Here is an 18,439-nt window from a genome sequence, read left to right as displayed (position 1 = left end):
TTCGAAAAAACAAAGTTTGCCGTAACGAATGTTCTGGAATATGTTCGACTTTGTCTATCCTTTCTTTTGGAATTTTTTCATCTTCACGTAAATTTTGATTTCTTCAAAATCAATTCTATCCAATTCAACAGGGAAGGTTTCACCTAATGAATATTGTTTGGTATATTTTTTAGAATAGAATGTGAAATCTGTCTCTGCTTGTAACTCACCTTCGTCAGTGAATTCTATCGCAGGGATGATTGCTTCCACCGGAGGATTATTCAATTCCACAAATGCAACTGCCGCTTTGAATCCTACAAGAGTCGCAGTAAATTCTTTGATTCCTGTTTTTTCCAAGAACCTACAAGCCTTGAGTTTATAATAATCCCTTTCAGAATCAGTTGCCTTTCTTTCTTCATGAGAAGTATGAAGGCCCATAACTTTGATATCTTCTTCAGAATAAGGTTCTTCGTCGGAGACAAGGATACTTTCTAAAACCCTATGACAAACCAAATCTGGATAACGACGTATAGGAGAAGTGAAATGACAATAGTCTTTGAAACCTAATCCCCAATGCCCCAGATATTCTCCTGAATAATAAGCCTGCATAAAACTTCTCAAAAGAGAAATATTAAACAAACGCTCTGAAGGGCTTCCTTCGATCACTTGTAGAACATGTCGAATGGATTCGTACTTTGTGTCTTGTAGTTGGGCATTAACCCCATTCAAGCTTAAGAACGAATTCAACATTTCTAGTTTTTCTACATCCATCGGTTCATGGACACGATATAGAGTAGGTCTTTCTTTTTTGCGAATGAACTCTGCCACTTTAATGTTTGCAGAGAGCATAAATTCTTCGATCAATATATGAGCCTGGAGCCTGTCCACAGGTTTGATCTCAACTACATTATGTTCTGAGTCAGTGACTACCTTTGTCTCTTTTAGATTCAGATCCACTCTTCCGGAATTGAGTCTTCTTTTTCTGAGAATGTCCGCAAATTTCATCATTTGGAAAATCCAATTATTCGGATCTCCGGCTTTGATCTCTTCTTCTGCTCGATTATAAGTGTATCTTTCTTCTACTTTAATGATGGATTTGTAAAACTTAGCATGGAAGATTGTTCCGCTCCAATCCGCCTCCATCTCTACTGTAAATGCCAGTCGGTTTTTCTTCGCTACGAGACTACACAGATTTTCGGAAAGTTCAGGAGGAAGCATCGGGACAACTCTACTTCCCAAGTAGACGGAAGTTGCTCTAGCATATGCTTCTACATCTAGATCAGAACCTGGTTGAACATAATGGGAAACGTCTGCAATATGAACGTAAAACCGGATCTTCTTACCTTCATCTATGAAGGAAATAGCATCGTCAAAGTCCTTGGAATATTCTCCATCTATCGTAATGGATTTAAGTTCTCTCAAATCCACTCTGGAATTCCAATTGTCGACTGTGGTTTCATCCACTTCGTCGGGAAGCTCTTCCAATTTTACTTCTTCAGGATAAAGAATAGTATAATTGTACTTCATTAACATTCTCATCAGATCCGTGTCTTCTTTTGTATCCGACTCAAAACGAACAAAGTGAGCTTCGTATAGATTTTTTTCGTGATCAGAATCCTGCTTTAAAGTAACGATCAATACATCGCCTATATTGATCTCATCTTGTAGATCTTGGAGTAATGTTTTGCGGGGAAGGAAACCTTCTTTCAAATCTCCTTCCATATCCAAGAAGGTTCCGACTATAAATTTATAATCTTTCTCGGTGACCTTCATCCTGTAAAGTTCACGGCCTCTCCGAAGAACTGAGACAACTTCTCCCTCTAACTTTCCTTTGCGGCCGATACCTGTAGGAAGAATTTCCACAAGGTCACCTTGGATGGCGGAAGAAGTATACTGGCCTGGGACAAAGACTTCTGTTCCTGTAGTCAACTTTACAAAGCCGTCTCCTTTTTTACTTAGGGAGATGGTTCCACTCAAGGTTTGGTTTGGACGAACTATGATATTCTTTTTTTGGATCTCTATCAGACCTTCTTTTTCGAAGAAGATCAAAACCTCTTCCGCAGAACGTTTTTGTTCTTGGGCTTCCCATTTTTCTCTTCTAAAACCTTTTTTCTGTCCTGCGTGAGCGATGAACTTAGAGTAAATCTCTTGCATAGAGAGAACCTTTCCCGCTTTAGAACGGAAAAATTTTAGAAGTTTTCTGCCAGGTTCATTCTCTCTTTCCCAATCATGACTTCCGAACTTTCTATCGTAAAACTTTGATTTCGATCCGGGAACATGTGAATCATTTTTGTGATGTGAAGGTTTAGGAGTATATGCCTGATTCTTATTTTGATTTTCGTAAGAAGATTTCTTGTAATTTGTTTCTTCTTTTGGTGGAGAAACTTCGTCTCGAAATTCTTTTACGGATTCTTGTTTAAAAGATCTGTTTTTATCTTTTCTTTCTTTTTTAGAAGAAGGAGCCGAAACTTTTTGTTCGACCGGGAATATCTCCAGCTTTTTGGAGCGAGAAGACTTATGATCTTTTTTCTTTTTAGAAACCTTCTCCTTTGCTTCTCTAATACTTTTTCTTAGATCATTTTCATCCGATTCTTTGGATCTGGATTTTTTAGTTTCTTTGTTTTTCTCACTACTCTGGTTGATTTTCGTTTTTTTCTTTGTTTGTATTTGTTTAACCATTTTCTTTTTTTGTGTCATGTATAATATACCTTAGGCTTATCATCAGCGTAAGTTCCTCTCAGATAATTCGGAACTAATTGTAAATACGAATGATCTTCCGGTTTGGCTAATGCCTTTTTGATCTCGCCGGACTTTTCCAATATACTTGCTTCCGGCGAAGGAAGATTTTCTTTCATATTTGTTCCCGCAAAAAATTCGGGAGAATCACTGAATTTAATTCCTGTAAGATAAGAGCCTATCCTATCTTCCGGAATGGTTTCCGGAATCATATCCGGAGCAATGTCTATGGTGCCCCAATAACCTCTGGAGTCCCTTAGACCGAAATAAATTTTTCCTTGTTTCGCTTCTATTCCTACACAAACGGGTGATTCTGATTCCGCATAATATTGGCAGGAGTACAATTCTAAACTATCAATTCCCAAAACCGGAATATTCCAGATCTGTGAAAAATTACGAGCAGTTGCCACTGAGATCCGAATTCCGGTAAAAGATCCGGGGCCGGTAGCAGTAACTATTATATCAGGTTTTTCCCAATTAGAAACCTTCAAACAACTTGAAATTTCTTTTATGAGCAATAGAGAAGATTCCCTATTATGTAATTCTTTATACTCGGAAAGTTTTTCTAATTTGCCATCTTCCGTTTTAAGAAAACATCCGACTAAGATCCAAGAGTTAGTCGCATCGAAGAATAATATTTTTGTCATAAGATTTTCTCCGACTTCAGGAAGGATTCGATTTGTAGATCGGATCTTCTCCATTCTTCTCCAGAAAACTCAACCTGCAAATTTCGAGTATCTTCGTCCGCTTCTTCCAGATCGATCTTGATGCTGAATTTTCTGTCTTTAAATTCAGGCTCCGCTTTTTCCCACCATTCTATCAAAGAAATTCCTTTGCCGTTCCAATATTCTTCAAATCCCAGATCAGGAATTTCTTCGGAGGAACCGATCCGATACAGGTCAAAATGAAAGATCTCTAATGGATCTCCCAGTTGGTTTTGGATCTCGGAAAATGGATACTCATTCATCAAAGTGTAAGTAGGAGAATTTACAAATAGTTTAGATTTATCCAAGCCAGGTTTTAATTCATCCAATAGAGCTTTTACAAGTTTAGAAACGAATGTGGTTTTGCCTGAACCCATTTTTCCGGATAGAAGAAGTAGGGGAAATTTTCCTTCTTTCCAGACTTTTGCAAGAATCCCTGCGAGTTTTGATACAGGGATTTCTATAGAATCTAAGGTAAGATTTTCAAACCGTCCTAACATTCTATTTCTTAAAATAACTCTAAGACCTCTGCTTTGGGAAATCTATAGATGGAATTACAGAATTCACAGGTAACTTCGATCTGTCCTTGTTCTTCTGCGATATCCATCGCTTCTTCTTTTCCTAAATTTAGGATCAACTCTTTGATCTTCTCTTCGGAACAATCACATCTGTATTCAGGCCTTCCGGTTGCCAAGATCTCGAATTTCGTATTCCAAGAAGATTGCAAAATTTCTAATGCTTGTGAAACAGTCCCTTCGTAAACTTTGGACTTTTCCTCTTCTAGTTTTCCGGCTAATTCTCTAACTGCATCTATATGTTCCGGTTTTGCTTCCGGTAATGCTTGTAAGAATAATCCTTTGATCCTCCAATGTAGACCTTCTAATTTAATATAAGCTACTAAGAAGGAAGGAACCTGCTCCGAGTCTCTCAAATAGTTTTCAATATTTGTTTCGAAACTTTGATTTCTAAAAGGAACTATGGATTGATAAATACATTCTCCGTCCTTCCAACGGAATACTTTTAAAATTCCTAAATTTTCCTCGGAGATCTGTCCGGACTCTATATCTTCTTCCGGGCGATATCTTAGAGTTGCCTTTAATTTTCCATCACGAGTGCTATAAGCTAAAACCGAGTGTATCTCAGTATCATCATAAAATCGGATTTGAACGCTTACCTTCGTATCTTCTTTTACTAGATCCGCTAAGAAGAATGCTGCAAGCATTGTCCTTGCCAGAAGCTCCGTACCTGCATCGTCAAAACCGTGTAAGTTAGATGCTGCGGTTACTGCGTAGGAAATTTCGGCGGAGGAAAAACGAAAATGAACGTCGGGAAGAATCCCATAATGGTATATATCGTGATTTTCCATGTAATGTTTGGATTCCCGACCTTGTAGGACGAAGTTCTAATCTATTCTCCCTGAATCGTATCGAAAAGACAGTATTTTTTCCGAATTTCGATACGATTTACCGGTTTTCTTTCTGGAAAGATCTTCCCTCAAGAGAATCATCGTCTCTACCTTTTTAACATGCGAGGACCGAATGATTTTCGGAGCTGATTATTATCCTGAACAATGGACTCCCAAAGATTGGGAGGAAGATATTCGGATCATGAAGAACATGGGACTGACCAGAGTCCGTCTCGCAGAGTTTTCTTGGGCCTTAGTCGAACCTAAAGAAGGTAAATTCGATTTTTCTTTTTGGAAGAAGATGTTGGATCTCTTTCATAAACATAAAATGGATGTGATCTTAGGAACTCCAACAGCCACATTCCCACCTTGGCTTGCTAAAAAATATCCTGATGTTCTCCAAGTGAGAGATGGAGTTTTAAGAAATATAGGAACAAGAAGACAGGCATGTTTTTCTTCTCCAAATTATAGAAAAGCAGTGATTCGGGTTGTGACTAAGATGGCCCAAACATTAGGAAATCATCCTGCTGTAATCGGTTGGCAGATTGATAATGAGATCGGCCATGAAGGATCGGATATCGATCATTCTGAAACTTCTCTCAAGGCATTTCGACTTTGGTTGAAATCAAAATACAAAACGATCCAAAACCTAAATGATACCTGGGGAAATATTTTCTGGGGAGTAATCTTCAACGATTGGAATGAGATCCCTCTTCCAGGTCCTCATGTGAGTGCTGGATTTAATCCTTCTATGATCCAAGACTTTTACAGATTCCATTCGGATACTATTGTGGACTTTGTAAAATTGCAGTCTGACATTGTAAGAAAATTTTCTCCCAATAGAAAGCTTACTACGAATTTATATCCGAGTCCTTTTCTTCCTGTGATCGATATGAGCGAATTATTCACCCATTTGGATTACGTTTCTTGGGATAATTATCCTACCTGGGGAGACCAAGAAGAACCTTTTCCTCATCCATTTATCTCTGCGATGCATCAGTACAATCGAGGTTTAAAAGATCTTCCTTTTACTGTGATGGAACAAATTTCAGGATTCCAAGGACATGATACTTTAGGTTATCTTCCTGCGCCTGGTCAGATTCAACTTTGGATGAAACAAGCGATCGTCCAAGGTGCAGAACAAATCGTATTTTTCAGATATAGAACCGCAAGATTCGGCCAAGAACAACTCTGCTATGGAATTTTGGATCACGACAAATCTCTAACAGATAGATACTTAGAATTACAAAAAGGAATTTCTGAGATCTTACCGGAAGTTAAAGATTTTGCTTCGGAACATTTTCCTGCAGAAGTGGCCGTCCTTCATGATATAGAGAATGCAAGGAATTTCAAACACCAACCGATCTCTTCCGGTTTAAAACATAGTCCTGTGCCATTCGCACAAGTTGGCTACGATATCGAGATGGCCACTTGGTTTGCAGGTTTGAATATTCTGAACGTAAACACTCATTTCCTACCTATCTCAAAGGCTGACTTCTCCAAATATAAAGTATTGGTTCTTCCCCTTTATGCAATGGTGGATGATTCTATTGTTAAAAAAATAGAGCAATTCGTTAGAGAGGGAGGTGTTTTAGTTTTAGGATACAGAGCAGGGTTGAAGGACAAAAACTCTTGGATGTTGGATTCTCAGGTGCCTGGTCCATTCTCCGAAATGGCTGGAGTCAAAGTAAGAAAGTTCGAAGCAGTCGGAAATCGAAACGTTAAGTTCCGATTCAGGGTCTTACCGGGAACTTGTTCCAAAATTTGTGAGATCCTGGAACCTACGACAGCCAAGGTTTGGGCAAGATATTCTGATAATAAGAAATTTTATAAAGGAAAACCTGTCATAACTTGTAATCGATTCGGAAAAGGATCTGTCGTATACGTTGGAGCGAGTCTGAGTCCGATCTCGTTTATGCTATTGTATAGAAGAACCCTAAGAATGGCAGGTATCCCATTTACTTTTTACGGCCCAACAGTGGAGCGCAGTTTTAGAAAGGGAAAGTCCAAAGACTACGAAATTTTTATCAATCATTCCGGTAAGAAGACTCTTGCCGGTTTCAAGCTACTCAAACCGTATGAGGTGAGGATTCTGACTAAAACGAAAAAATGAAGCTGAATGAAGTTAAAGAATTAAACAAGCTCTTGCAGAATCATTCGAATGGAAGAAACAAGGAACATTCCGTATACGTGGATAACCTTCATACTTCATTTGTTGAATTCGAAGAAAAGTTTATTCTACCTTCTACTTCCGTTTTCGAAATAGAGTTTAGCGCAGCAGAAAGTTTTCTAAAATCACTGATTCAACTAGCTCCCGAGTTAGTTTCGGATTCCCTTGTTCTTCCTGAACCCAGACCTAAAAGAGATATTGATCGTTTGTTTCTGATCAAACCATTCTATACGGAAGGAGAAATGTTCAGAGAAAATTCTCCGGAAATATGGAGAGAGAAACTTCCTCCATTTGCAATCGTTACTAGTTTTCATGTGATGCATCTTGGTGGAGCTCCCAAGGAAGATATTTATGCGCAAGCTTCTCAGGGAAAAACTATGTCCGTTTACACTAATAGAGCTTATTTTTCCTCTCGAGTGATCCCGTTGGATTCTCTAACAGTCTTAGAAGATGCAGTAATAGACTTCACAGCAAAAAAGTACGAAGAGTCCGACTTCATGGTTCAGATCTCCAGAGACACGTTCGAAGGAGTTAGGCATACATATTCCGAAATCTTTGACGAGGTGGATTATTCAAAGCAGGTAAGCTTTATCCATGAGTCTTTAGGGATTACTCCTGCAGATTGGTCCCTTGGAAAAATTTTCGCTCCTTTAGCGGTAGAATATCTTACATTGACGGCCAGGTTTCTGGACCCCTCCCTAGATAGGATCGCAAAGGATTTCAATTCGTTTCACCAAGTAGTTGATCTTTTGTTAAGACCAGGCAGCATGACCTTAGAAGAATCTGCCCGAAATTCATTCTTCGCTTGGCTCCGATCTCATAAGTCGGAGAGGATCATTTCCCCATCGGGAAACATGGCTTGGAAAATTTTACGGGTATAAAGGACATAAGCCCGAACATGGAATCCTTAGCACCTCCCATAGATTTCCCTCTTGAAGAAGTGAAAAAGAGAGTGAAATCAGTCCAATCCGTATCCGGGCTTATACTGGAATCCGCTCGTAAACTCCAAAAGGAGATCCGAGTCTTCGGGATAGTAAGTGACTCCGAAGAAAAAGACCGCATTCATAAAGCGGACGAATTGATGGGAAAATTCCTGATCGATTTTATCCGACAAAACTTTCCAAACGACTCAATCATTTCGGAAGATTATTTCAAACACGAAGGAAGTAATTCATTCCGTTGGGTTTTGGACCCTATCGATGGATCCATGAACTTTGTAAGAGGTATTCCTCTTTATTGTGTATCAGTAGGTTTGGAGCATAGAGAAACTCCTGTTGCTGGAGTTGTATTTGCACCTGAGTTGGATACGCGTTACTCTGCAATTTTAAGCCAAGGTGCTTTCAAGAATGGACTCAGGATCGATGTCTCTAATACGGATGCACTTGCAAGATCTCTTTTGGTATCCAGTTTTCCTACAAACAGAAAGGAAATTTTAAACGAGGTCATCTCCGATATCACTGCGTTCATCAGCTGCGGTAGATCCATGAGAAGGACCGGTTCTTTTGTTTTAGATACATGTTGGGTGGCAGAAGGTGTTCTCGACGGGATCTGGGAGAAGGGTGTAAAACTCTGGGATACTGTAGCAAGCTCTGTGATCTTAACGGAAGCAGGCGGGAAACTTACTGACTTTCAAGGAAAACACTTCTTATCAGGACAGGCAGAAGTAGTAGCTTCTAATGGAAGGATCCATAAGCAGATCATCGACATTCTTCGAAATGTTCGGCTCTCTATCGGAAGAAATTAATTTGAATCGCTGCGACTTACCGCCGCAGCTAACAAAGATCTTACTGTTTCAAAAACTCTTCTAAAGATTTTATCTGAGCTTCCGTAAAATTAAAACGGGTCATTGCTGTACTTTGGCGTTTTGGAACATATCCTGGAGGATATTCTCCTCTCATTCTTGCTTCCAATAATTCATAAGAAGAATTTCCCACCGAAGGCCCGACAGCTCCGTCCAGTTTAGGATTGGCATTATGACAAGCTAGACAGTTTGCCATGTATAATCCTCTACCGGCTTCTGCTTCCGGAGAAAGCGGTTTGGATTCTTTACATAAAGAGAATACTGCCGCGAAAAATACTAAGAGTAGAAAGCTAAAAAAAGAAAGGCGGTGATTACCGCCCTTCTCGCTTCCACTCCGATTGATTTGGAATGGATTCATTCAATATTCCTTAAGCAGTTAAAAGAACTTCCATCAGAACATAAGTAACCAAAGCAAAGATCACTCCGCTAGTAATTACCGCTTTTACGGTTTTGATCGGTTTAACAGTAGGACCGTTTTGGTCTGCTCTTAAAGCATTCACTTCGAAGATCACAATCAAAAGTACGATAATTCCAAGGAAAATTCTCAACTTCTCCGGGCTATAGTTAATAGGAAGGTTACGAGCCGCTCCCATTGCAAATAGCATTGGAATAGAGAAGAAGGTGTTAGTTCTAGAAGCTACAAAAGCGCGGTTAGCGTTAGGAGCAGGATCTACAGTAGTCTCTCCTTTAGCTTTTGCGATAACAACTTTTTGATTCGGCCAGATAACGAACCAAACGTTCGCCCACATTACCGTTCCGAAAAGTGCACCTACTAGAATTACTACGACCCATTGGGAATTATGCGGAATACCTTGCGCTCCGAGTGCGATAGCGATCATCGCAAGACCGGATAAGAAGGTAAACATTGCGCCCCAACGGAACCACCATAATGCGCGTGGAACTAATTTCTGAGTTGCGTTCTTCTTTGTATCCGCATCGGTTTCGTTGAAGAAAGGACCTTGTACAAAGTTGAAATAGTACAACATTCCGATCCAGGTTACCCCAGATAAAAAGTGAATGTACTTAACTAAGTAATAAAGCCCGTTCGTGGTGGTAAACAGGGTTAATTCCATGATTCCTCCGAACACAGTTCTAAAAATATTATTCGGTCGTTAACCGAATCCGATTAGGATTATTTGTGAAAGAGGTCCAGTCAAGCAGTTTTGGAAAGTTTCTAAATTGGTTTTACGAACTTCAAGTTTACTTGAAGTTTTGAGGATCATTTACCTCTTAAATCTAATACGATATTTTTTCCGAGCTCAGTGAAAAAAGAAGGCTCATCGTCTTCGTCACTCGACTTGAAAGGAAGAAAACGATCTCTAAAAATTTCAGACTCGGTAGTAAGCAGAACCTTGGTTTTATTCCCGTTACGTTTGGTTTTATTTTCGAAACGTGTCCCACCTTTGCCGTCAGACCCTTCTACCAAAAGTTTAAAACTTCCTTCAGCATATTCATCCATATTTCCAGGAATAAAGAAATTCACGGCTCCGGGAGGAAAGATAGAAAGGAATCTACCTCCTATCGTAGTTTCGGGAATTTTACTATAGTATCCATTGACAGTATCCGTATTACCGGAGCGATTGAACTTAAGCGTATATCCTAATCCTCGAATATCAATTTTTAATCCGAAAACATTGATGAACATATATGTCCTAAGATGTAAGGTTTTGGGAGAAGACCAATATCCTTTAGGAGATTCAGGAATTCCTAATATAATTTTTTTTCCTTCATTATAGAATTCCCAACCTTTAGTAAAACCTCCCGATTGGAACAACTGAAATCTGAAAGAAACCTGACCCAAACGTTTATTCCATTTTTTATACGCAATCGGGAATTGTTCCTTCATTCTTTCTGAAAGTGTATACATCAGAAAGAGTTCTCCATTCTCTCTTTTAATCTCACAATCGAATTGATGACATAAAAATTTCTGAAGAGACGAATGTTCCGAAACTTGATTCGGTTCCGCTTTACGCAGATGTTGGATTGTCTCTTCTATCATTGGGAACACGTCGAATACACTCACTTCAGGAGAAAGCATTTCGACTGTTCGAGTGATCTTATATATTGGTTTTGTATAAAATTCCGTAGGTTCTGTTTTTACAAAGATAGAATACGGACTTTCGGGAAATACGGACAGAGGAGAATCTGATAATTCTTTTCGAAATCGGCCGCCATTCTCGCTTAAGCGAAAAGAAAGAGCAAGATAACCATCCTTCTTGTAAAACTTTTCCTCTGAATCCGCTTCCGGATTTCCGTATAAAATCCCACGAACTGGATCATCTTTAAATTCAGTTTGGATAAAATCTTGGTATTTAAAATATCTTTCGAAGTAATCCGCTACGTGAGGATTCTTTTTTACGCATCCAAAGAAAGGAAGAAGTAGCAAAAGTGAAAGATAATAAGAGATACTTTTGTTCATTTTACTTTCCACTTCGGACTAGTTTATAAAGTTCGGAAACTTTTGTATCATCCACAGATTCAAAATACTCTTTGTGGATAAGTACACCTTTGGGAGAATATACTCTTAAGAAAGATTTTCCTTCTACCAAGCCACTGGATAGAGTCCCTTTCTTATCCAACAAAATACTTTCATAATCTTTTTCCTTTTCTTGGAGAATATAATCAAAAACAGCGGATGGTGCTTTTTTTAAATTCAGATAAGCGGAGAAGATAACGTGGTCCTCGTCTTTTAATAATGTCTGCATCTTCCAGTAAATTTTGCGCCCATGTTTTCTACATAGGACAATGTCTTTGAAGCCACAACCGAGTAAAAAGTAAGTATTTCCTTTTGCAGTTGATGAGCTGAAAACTATTCCTTTTTGGTCGGCCAATTTAAAATCCGGAAGTTTTTCCTTTTCCTCGGCGCTTAATCCGAAAGTCGAGAAAATCAAAACTATAGAAACGATCCCGACCTTATACTTCATGTTTTAGAATTTCCTATTTGAATGAGGTTAAATTCGGATTACAAAACCGAGCAAACATCAGACAGGAGAAGGTTTTATACGTTCCCTAAATTTGAGAAGAATAGATTGAAATTGGAAATTATTTTCTATGAAGCCTGAAAATCCCGTCCCAATCTCCCGGAGGATCCTGGCCTAGGATCATTTTGGTTCTTTTAGCATACAGTTTTACGATATTATCCGTAGGCTTTTCTTTATATAATTCCTTAAAGATAGAGAAAGCATTCTTGAATTGCCCCGCTTTATAGAGGGCGATCCCTTCATTCAGCTTCATTTTGGAGCCTTCTTTCCAATCCACTGATTCAGGTTCATCTGCTTGAAAAACTTCGTATAAGATAACCGGTTGGGTTTTGCCCTTTACGATAACTGTATCGATCTCTCTTGCCATAACGTCCGAAAGTAAATTCAAACGTAGGAAAGTATGATGGGTCACTAGAATTTTACTTTTATAAAAACCGGAAAGACTTTGGACTCGTGAAGATAAATTAACAGTGTCACCTACAACAGTAGTATCAATTCTCCTCTCGCTACCTACCGTTCCCAAGATCAAAGGTCCGGTGTTCACACCAATTCCTAAATCCGCTCCTATGCCAATCCCATCATTTAGAGATTCTACGTAACGAACCATATCAATCGCAGACTGAAGAGCATTGTCTGCAGAATTAAAATTTTCCTTCTCCGCTCTGTCGCTATGATCGGAGAATAATGCCATGATCGCATCTCCGATGTATTTATCCACGAAGCCTGCATTCTTAAATATGATATCTTCAAATGCGGAAAAGTATCTATTCAGATATTTAATATTCTCATCAGGACTCAACTTCTCGGAAACGGAAGTATAACCTCTTAAGTCGGCAAAGAATACAGACATCGTCTTTTCTTTAGAGTCACCTATCTTGATCTCAACAGGACTTTCTCTATCTAATATAGAAATAAATTCGGAAGGTACGAATCTGTAAAATGCATCTCTTTGTTTTGAGATCTCCAGGTTAAGAGCCTGAGATTGTTTGTACAAACTCACATATCTGGAAACTAAAAGACTAATGATCACAAGAATGAAAACGGAGAAGGAGATCTTAAAGAAAGGATAATGGAACCCTGCGATCTTAGTCATTGCATCTATCGTATCCCAAAGTCCGAAAAGACCACAAACCCCGATACCGACTGCGAGTTTAACAGAGTCAGGTTTTTTCAAACGGATCGCATTTGCGGAGAAGAAGATCACATACAAGAGCATCAAAAACAGAAGAACTTGAAAAACAGTCAGATTCGGAAGAACGTATTTATAAGGCAGAAACCAGTTCGTTAAAAATAGGATCCCGCTTAAAACGCAGAATGTACGAATGATCCAAAACTTTCCTTCCTTTTGGTAAAAGAAGTCTTTCGCAAAAAGCATAAAGATAGGGACCATTGGAATGAGTGCCGAAATTTCTCCCCTAAAGAAAAATTCAGTATCCGGGCCACCAGGAAAATTTATGAATTTATTATATATATGAAAGGTGGTAAAATAAAAATATACGGAAGAAAATAAGGAGAAAAGCCCAAAATACAGATAATAAATATCCTGTTTTCTAGTTACGAAGAACAGAACATGATAGAAACCGAATATAAAGTAAATCCCGAAAAGGAATATATCAAAGTATTCTGAGCTAGAGTTATAAATTTCCTCTAAGGAAGATATCCTGAAATTTTTGGGATGATAGAATCCGAAATGATCGTTTGCCTTTATAGGATTGCTGTCCGCCATTCCCATAAAACGGATTTTCAGATCGTTTTTACCCTGCTTTAAAATTCCATGATGAAGTGGAATGATCAGTCCTTTTACGGAACGGTTTTTAGTAAGTTGGCCTTCCGTAGGCTCGTACCATTCTTCTCTTACTAAAATTCCATTCAGAAAAATTTTCCAGTTCTCTCCAATATCGGAAATATAGAGACCAGCCGGGATCTTAAGTAAGTCGTCCGTTTTATCCAAATTAAATTCAGTTTTGATCTCAACCTGGTGGAGGCCTGAATCCATTGGGATCTGGAAAAGACTATTGAATGTCCAAGGTAAAGTAGGAAGAGGAGTCCAATCTTCAGAACTAGCTTCTTGCTTTTTGTTTTTAAGTTCTGTTTTCTTTTCGTTTGGAGTTTCAGGTATAAGTCTTCCGGTCCATTCCAGTTCGGAAAAGTCTATCTTTCTAACAGGTTTGGTATCGGAAATACAACCAAACTGGGAAACCAGTAAAGTTACGCAGATCCAGAATACAAATCGTTTGTGAGATATATGGTCCAGGTTCGGACCTCACATAACGAGTTCGTCTTCGCCAGCACGTGCGACTACGATGTCTCCGGATTCTTCCAGCTTACGTATAATATTAACGATTTTTTGCTGAGCGTCTTCCACGTCTTTAATACGAATAGGTCCCATGAAGTCCATATCCTCTCGGAGTAGGTTCGCGGCACGTTTGGACATGTTCTTGAAGATCTTTTCCTGAACTTCTGTATCCACAGATTTGAGAGCTTTTGCAAGGTCTGAGTTGTCTACTTCTCTCAATACTTTTTGGATCGCGCGGTCGTCGAGTAGTACGATATCCTCGAATACGAACATCCTCTTTTTGATCTCTTCCGCGAGTTCCGGATCTTCTTCTTCCAGAGCTTCAATGATTGTTTTCTCAGTTCCCCTATCCACAAGGTTCAAAATTTCTACGACTGAATCGATACCACCGGCAGAGGTATAATCCTCACTCGCCAATGTAGAAAGTTTTCTTTCTAATACCCTTTCTACTTCTCGAAGAACGTCCGGAGAAACCCGGTCCATAGTGGCGATCCTCTTAGCAACTTCTGCTTGGATTGTGTGTGGCAATCCGGACAGAATGCTAGATGCTTTTTGAGGATCTAAATAAGATAAAATTAATGCGATTGTTTGAGGGTGCTCATTCTGGATAAAGTTTAATAAGTGCTGAGGGTCAGTTCTACGAATAAAGTCGAAAGGACGAACTTGCAAGCTCGAAGTAAGTCGGTTGATAATATCGATCGCTTTCTGGTTACCTAGAGCTTTCTCTAATAATCCCCTAGCGAAGTCGATACCTCCGTTCGAGATGAATTCCTGAGCCATCATAAGCTCGTTGAATTCTACGAGAACCTTCTCCTTATCCTCCGGAGTGATCTTATCTAAACGTGCGATCTCGAACGTGATCTGTTCGATCTCGTCTTCACGTAAATGTTTGAAAATTTCCGAAGATACGTCGGACCCTACGGCGATTAGAAAAATGGCCGCTTTTTGTCTTCCGGTTAGAGAGGTCTTTTTATTCAGCACTTTGAGCGCGTCCTAAGGAATACTATCGGCAAAACTTTCCATTTTCAAGGTAAAGTTTTTTTGTCGGTTCCTACTTGCAAAGACGACATAAATTCCGAATTTGGGAAGGGAAAGCCTTGTAGGAGATCCAACCGTGAAGTTAAAAGTGTACGAATACAAAAATTGCAGCACATGCAGAAACGCCCTAAAATTCCTGGAAAGTAAAAAGGTAGACTTCGACAAGAAAGCAATCCGGGAAACCCCGCCAACGAAAGCAGAACTCAAAAAGATGCTGGGATATGTGGGCGGAGAATCTAAAAAATTATTCAATACTTCCGGTGGAGATTACAAGGAACTGGGCCTTAAGGACAAACTCTCCAAAATGAGCCTGGACGAGCAGTTCGAACTACTTTCCGGGAACGGAAACCTGGTCAAAAGGCCTTTTGTATTAGGAGAAAATTTCGGACTAGTAGGTTTTAAGGAAGAAGAATGGAAGGCCGCTTTAAAAACTAAATAGGCCTTCCTCATCGATTATCTTCCTACAGAGCCCATGCTGGAAGCCGGATAACGTAATCCGGCTGCAGCATCTTTAGGAGCGACTGAATTGATCCTGTCTAAATCTTCTTTGGATAATTTGACAGAACTTCCTCCAATATTCTCTTCCAGATATTTGCGTCTTTTGGTACCAGCGATCGGAACTATATCTTGTCCCTGAGCGAGAACCCAAGCTAGAGCAAGCTGACCGGCAGTAACAGATTTTTCGTTAGCGATCTCTTTTATCTTAGCAACCAACTCTAAATTTTTTTGGAAATTCTCTCCTTGGAAGCGAGGTGAGTTTCTTCTAAAATCGTTTGGATCCAGATCTTCAAATTTTTGGATCTGCCCTGTTAAAAATCCACGGCCGAGAGGACTATAAGCTACAAATCCAATTCCAAGATCTCTACAGGTTTGTAAGATACCATCTTCCGGATCTCTTGTCCAAAGAGAATATTCAGTCTGTAATGCGGAAATTGGATGAACCTTTGCAGCTCTTTTGATTGTATCAATTCCCGCTTCGGAAAGTCCTATATACTTTACTTTTCCCTGTTTCACTAGATCCGCCATTGCTCCTACTGTTTCTTCGATAGGAGTATCCGGATCTACCCTGTGTTGGTAATATAAATCGATCGTATCAACGCCTAAACGTTTCAAACTTCCTTCACAGGCCGCTTTTACATATTCGGGTTTTCCGTTGTATCCTCTTTTGTAAGGATCGTTAGGATCTCTCATGATCCCGAACTTAGTTGCGATCACTACCTGGTCTCTTTTTCCTTTGATCGCTTTTCCTAAAAGTTCTTCATTGATATGAGGGCCATACATATCTGCCGTGTCGAATAATGTAACTCCCAACTCTATCGCACGATGTATAGTTGCAATGGATTCTGCATCATCCGTCTTTCCGTAAAAATCAGACATTCCCATACAACCCAATCCTTGTTCGGATACGAGTGGGCCTATCTTTCCCAATTGTCTTTTCTGCATGATTGCCTCCAGAGATTATAATGAGTTGATCTTTTCCATTCCTTTGCCTTCTCTCAAGATGGAAATTCCATCTCCTGTGCAGTCAAGAATGGTAGATAATTCGAGTTCTAGAATTCCTCCATCTAAGATCCCATCCACTTTGTTACCGTATTCTTTTTCGATCATGTCCACATCGGTCACGAACTCATCCTTGAAAAATACGGAAGTAGAAGTAAGAGGATTCGGATGGAGCTCCAACAAAGTCTGCAGATATTTTGAATCAGGAATTCTTATCCCGATATTCTTATCTTTTTGATTCGAGAAAGAAACTCTAGGAAGATGTTTATTCGCCTTAACTACGAATGTGTAAGGTCCAGGAGTAATTCTTTTCATCAAACGGAACGCTTCGTTGGAAAGTTGTTCCATATAGTTAGATGCAGTAGAGATGTCCGCGCAAAGAAGAGACAGAGGTTGGTTCTTAGAAATGTTTTTCAGTTTGTATAATTTTTCTACTCCAGCATGAGACTGTGAGTCCGCTATCAAACCGTAAACTGTATCCGTAGGAAATACATACACCCCTCCCTCGGATAATTTTTTGGAAATTTGTCCGAGGATCCTCTTTTCAGGATTCTGGGGATGTAATTCTAATATCATATACCGGAAGTAACACCTCCGTCCACGACGATAGTCTGACCGGTAACATAAGCCGCTGCATCGGAAGCTAAGAAGACTGCTGCTCCGGCAAGATCTTCCGGTCTGCCTAATCTAGACATTGGGATCCTTGCTTTCATTTGCTCCAATACTTCGGGTCTTTCTTTGATCATCTCCGTCATGTCCGTATCTATAAATCCCGGACAGATCGCGTTCACCCTGTATCCGGAACCTGCCCATTCTACCGCGAGGGCCTTGGTCATATTAATTACCGCACCTTTTGTTCCGCAATATACGGACGCAAATTTAGTGCCGACCATACCTAGGACTGAGGCGATATTGATAATGTTCCCGCCTTTTTTCTTATGTATTTTATAGTATGCCTGACTCGCACGGAACACTCCCACAAAATTGGTTTGTGTCACATTTTGTATGTCTTCTTCTTTAAAAAATCCGGCAGGTAGATTGGTGGCTACTCCCGCATTATTTACAAGCACATCCAACTTGCCGTGTTTTTTGCTCAATGTTTCAATGATAGAATCCATTGCTCCAGGTTGGCGAATATCAGCCGCGAATGCTTCGATGCCAGATCCTTCTAAACGTTTGATGGACTCGGCAGAAGATCCGGTTCCATATACCGTTGCACCTGCATCCAAAAATCCCTGAGCGATCTGTCTTCCGATTCCTCTGGTTGCTCCCGTTACTAATACTGATTTACCTGTTAAATCGAATACGTTTTTCAAAATTCTCCTCCCTTGTCTGTAGTTTTAGGTTCCGAATAATACACTTTAGGTTTGCTGCCTTCTTGCAATACGCCGCAAGGATGTTTGGATCTATCTTTGTCGGATCTTCTTCCTGCGGAAATATCATATCTTTCGAATAATTTTTTAGAATCTATTCTCATGTTATTTCCGTAATCCGTATTGGTCGCTTTGATCTTTTCCTTTTTCTTAGGCAGAGGTTCCGTAGGATCGTTAGGCTCTTTTTCCTGTTTGGCTTCTTCTTCTATCTTATAATCGTTTTTTAATACTCCACGATCTATATAATGAGAATATCCTTCGTATTCTTCATGAAATGGATCGCAATCGGAAAGATCCGGATTCACTACGATCTTGTCGCAGAATAGATCAAACCAATCACAGGTGTTTTCAAAAGTATGATTCTTAAAATTTTGTAGATTGAAACCTCTACAAGAAACTGAAGAAAGAAAGAATAGAAGGAAGATAATTTTAGATAATTTCATACTCTATTCTTAT

18 protein-coding genes are annotated in these 18,439 nt (G+C 39.5%); 4 read left to right on the top strand and 14 right to left on the bottom strand.

Annotation, left to right across the window (positions count from 1 at the left end; all coding sequences use genetic code 11):
- Window positions 1-54 precede the first annotated feature (54 nt).
- The 4 genes from EHO58_RS02330 to EHO58_RS02315 are packed head-to-tail and all read right to left on the bottom strand — an operon-like array spanning window position 55 to window position 4,785.
- Complete coding sequence (locus EHO58_RS02330; RefSeq protein ID WP_135678374.1) at window positions 55-2,676, bottom strand: ribonuclease R family protein; 2,622 nt, start codon at window positions 2,674-2,676, stop codon at window positions 55-57.
- The gene (gene tsaB / locus EHO58_RS02325; protein ID WP_135678372.1) at window positions 2,673-3,362 is read right to left on the bottom strand and encodes a tRNA (adenosine(37)-N6)-threonylcarbamoyltransferase complex dimerization subunit type 1 TsaB; all 690 of its coding nucleotides are present in this window, start codon (window positions 3,360-3,362) and stop codon (window positions 2,673-2,675) included. The genes EHO58_RS02330 and tsaB overlap by 4 nt, the downstream gene beginning before the upstream one ends.
- Complete coding sequence (gene tsaE / locus EHO58_RS02320) at window positions 3,359-3,919, bottom strand: tRNA (adenosine(37)-N6)-threonylcarbamoyltransferase complex ATPase subunit type 1 TsaE (RefSeq protein WP_135678370.1); 561 nt, start codon at window positions 3,917-3,919, stop codon at window positions 3,359-3,361. The genes tsaB and tsaE overlap by 4 nt, the downstream gene beginning before the upstream one ends.
- Window positions 3,920-3,927: 8 nt before the next feature.
- Window positions 3,928-4,785 (bottom strand): Hsp33 family molecular chaperone HslO, encoded by an 858-nt coding sequence (locus EHO58_RS02315; RefSeq protein WP_135678368.1) that lies wholly within the window; start codon window positions 4,783-4,785, stop codon window positions 3,928-3,930.
- Between the two features lie 172 nt (window positions 4,786-4,957).
- Here EHO58_RS02315 and EHO58_RS02310 point away from each other — a divergent pair, with 172 nt between their 5' ends.
- Genes EHO58_RS02310 through EHO58_RS02300 form a run of 3 tightly spaced genes read left to right on the top strand, consistent with a single transcriptional unit; the run spans window position 4,958 to window position 8,738 of the window.
- Window positions 4,958-6,937, top strand: a complete 1,980-nt coding sequence (locus EHO58_RS02310; RefSeq protein ID WP_135678366.1) for a beta-galactosidase — start codon at window positions 4,958-4,960, stop codon at window positions 6,935-6,937.
- Window positions 6,934-7,875 (top strand): LIC_10030 family protein, encoded by a 942-nt coding sequence (locus EHO58_RS02305; RefSeq protein ID WP_135678364.1) that lies wholly within the window; start codon window positions 6,934-6,936, stop codon window positions 7,873-7,875. The genes EHO58_RS02310 and EHO58_RS02305 overlap by 4 nt, the downstream gene beginning before the upstream one ends.
- 17 nt (window positions 7,876-7,892) lie before the next feature.
- Window positions 7,893-8,738: an inositol monophosphatase family protein gene (locus EHO58_RS02300; protein ID WP_086447587.1), complete on the top strand. Its 846-nt coding sequence runs from the start codon at window positions 7,893-7,895 to the stop codon at window positions 8,736-8,738.
- A 40-nt stretch (window positions 8,739-8,778) separates the two neighbouring features.
- Here the strand turns inward: EHO58_RS02300 and EHO58_RS02295 are convergent, their stop codons facing one another.
- The 6 genes from EHO58_RS02295 to fliG all read right to left on the bottom strand — a co-directional run bounded on the left by EHO58_RS02295 (window position 8,779) and on the right by fliG (window position 15,053).
- Entirely contained in the window at window positions 8,779-9,153 is a 375-nt protein-coding gene (locus tag EHO58_RS02295) for a c-type cytochrome (RefSeq protein ID WP_135627916.1), read from the bottom strand.
- A 10-nt stretch (window positions 9,154-9,163) separates the two neighbouring features.
- A complete protein-coding gene (locus tag EHO58_RS02290) occupies window positions 9,164-9,868 on the bottom strand; it encodes a urate hydroxylase PuuD (RefSeq protein WP_167483171.1) in 705 nt (234 codons plus the stop codon).
- A gap of 146 nt (window positions 9,869-10,014) precedes the next feature.
- Window positions 10,015-11,214 carry an LIC10025 family lipoprotein gene (locus EHO58_RS02285; RefSeq protein WP_135678362.1) on the bottom strand — a complete coding sequence of 400 codons (1,200 nt, stop codon included), beginning with the start codon at window positions 11,212-11,214 and terminating at the stop codon, window positions 10,015-10,017.
- A 1-nt stretch (window position 11,215) separates the two neighbouring features.
- Window positions 11,216-11,719 (bottom strand): hypothetical protein, encoded by a 504-nt coding sequence (locus EHO58_RS02280; RefSeq protein ID WP_135678360.1) that lies wholly within the window; start codon window positions 11,717-11,719, stop codon window positions 11,216-11,218.
- Window positions 11,720-11,837: 118 nt separating this feature from the next.
- Window positions 11,838-13,772 carry an adenylate/guanylate cyclase domain-containing protein gene (locus tag EHO58_RS02275; protein WP_135678358.1) on the bottom strand — a complete coding sequence of 645 codons (1,935 nt, stop codon included), beginning with the start codon at window positions 13,770-13,772 and terminating at the stop codon, window positions 11,838-11,840.
- A 267-nt stretch (window positions 13,773-14,039) separates the two neighbouring features.
- Window positions 14,040-15,053 carry a flagellar motor switch protein FliG gene (gene fliG, locus EHO58_RS02265; protein ID WP_008589915.1) on the bottom strand — a complete coding sequence of 338 codons (1,014 nt, stop codon included), beginning with the start codon at window positions 15,051-15,053 and terminating at the stop codon, window positions 14,040-14,042.
- A gap of 133 nt (window positions 15,054-15,186) precedes the next feature.
- Here fliG and EHO58_RS02260 point away from each other — a divergent pair, with 133 nt between their 5' ends.
- Window positions 15,187-15,549 carry an arsenate reductase family protein gene (locus EHO58_RS02260; RefSeq protein WP_135678354.1) on the top strand — a complete coding sequence of 121 codons (363 nt, stop codon included), beginning with the start codon at window positions 15,187-15,189 and terminating at the stop codon, window positions 15,547-15,549.
- A 14-nt stretch (window positions 15,550-15,563) separates the two neighbouring features.
- On the opposite strand, the gene EHO58_RS02255 is transcribed toward EHO58_RS02260, so the two are convergent.
- The 4 genes from EHO58_RS02255 to EHO58_RS02240 are packed head-to-tail and all read right to left on the bottom strand — an operon-like array spanning window position 15,564 to window position 18,426.
- The gene (locus EHO58_RS02255) at window positions 15,564-16,553 is read right to left on the bottom strand and encodes an aldo/keto reductase (RefSeq protein ID WP_135678352.1); all 990 of its coding nucleotides are present in this window, start codon (window positions 16,551-16,553) and stop codon (window positions 15,564-15,566) included.
- 15 nt (window positions 16,554-16,568) lie between these two features.
- Window positions 16,569-17,186, bottom strand: a complete 618-nt coding sequence (locus tag EHO58_RS02250; RefSeq protein ID WP_100722362.1) for an L-threonylcarbamoyladenylate synthase — start codon at window positions 17,184-17,186, stop codon at window positions 16,569-16,571.
- Window positions 17,183-17,926 carry an SDR family NAD(P)-dependent oxidoreductase gene (locus EHO58_RS02245; protein ID WP_135614607.1) on the bottom strand — a complete coding sequence of 248 codons (744 nt, stop codon included), beginning with the start codon at window positions 17,924-17,926 and terminating at the stop codon, window positions 17,183-17,185. Before EHO58_RS02245 ends, EHO58_RS02250 begins: the two co-directional genes overlap by 4 nt.
- Window positions 17,923-18,426, bottom strand: a complete 504-nt coding sequence (locus EHO58_RS02240; RefSeq protein WP_135678350.1) for a hypothetical protein — start codon at window positions 18,424-18,426, stop codon at window positions 17,923-17,925. Before EHO58_RS02240 ends, EHO58_RS02245 begins: the two co-directional genes overlap by 4 nt.
- Between the last annotated feature and the right edge of the window lie 13 nt (window positions 18,427-18,439).

This window comes from Leptospira selangorensis (assembly GCF_004769405.1).
GTDB classification, from domain to species: Bacteria; Spirochaetota; Leptospiria; order Leptospirales; family Leptospiraceae; genus Leptospira_B; species Leptospira_B selangorensis.
Note: the sequence above shows the minus strand (reverse complement) of the source record. Positions and strands in the feature narration are given on the sequence as shown.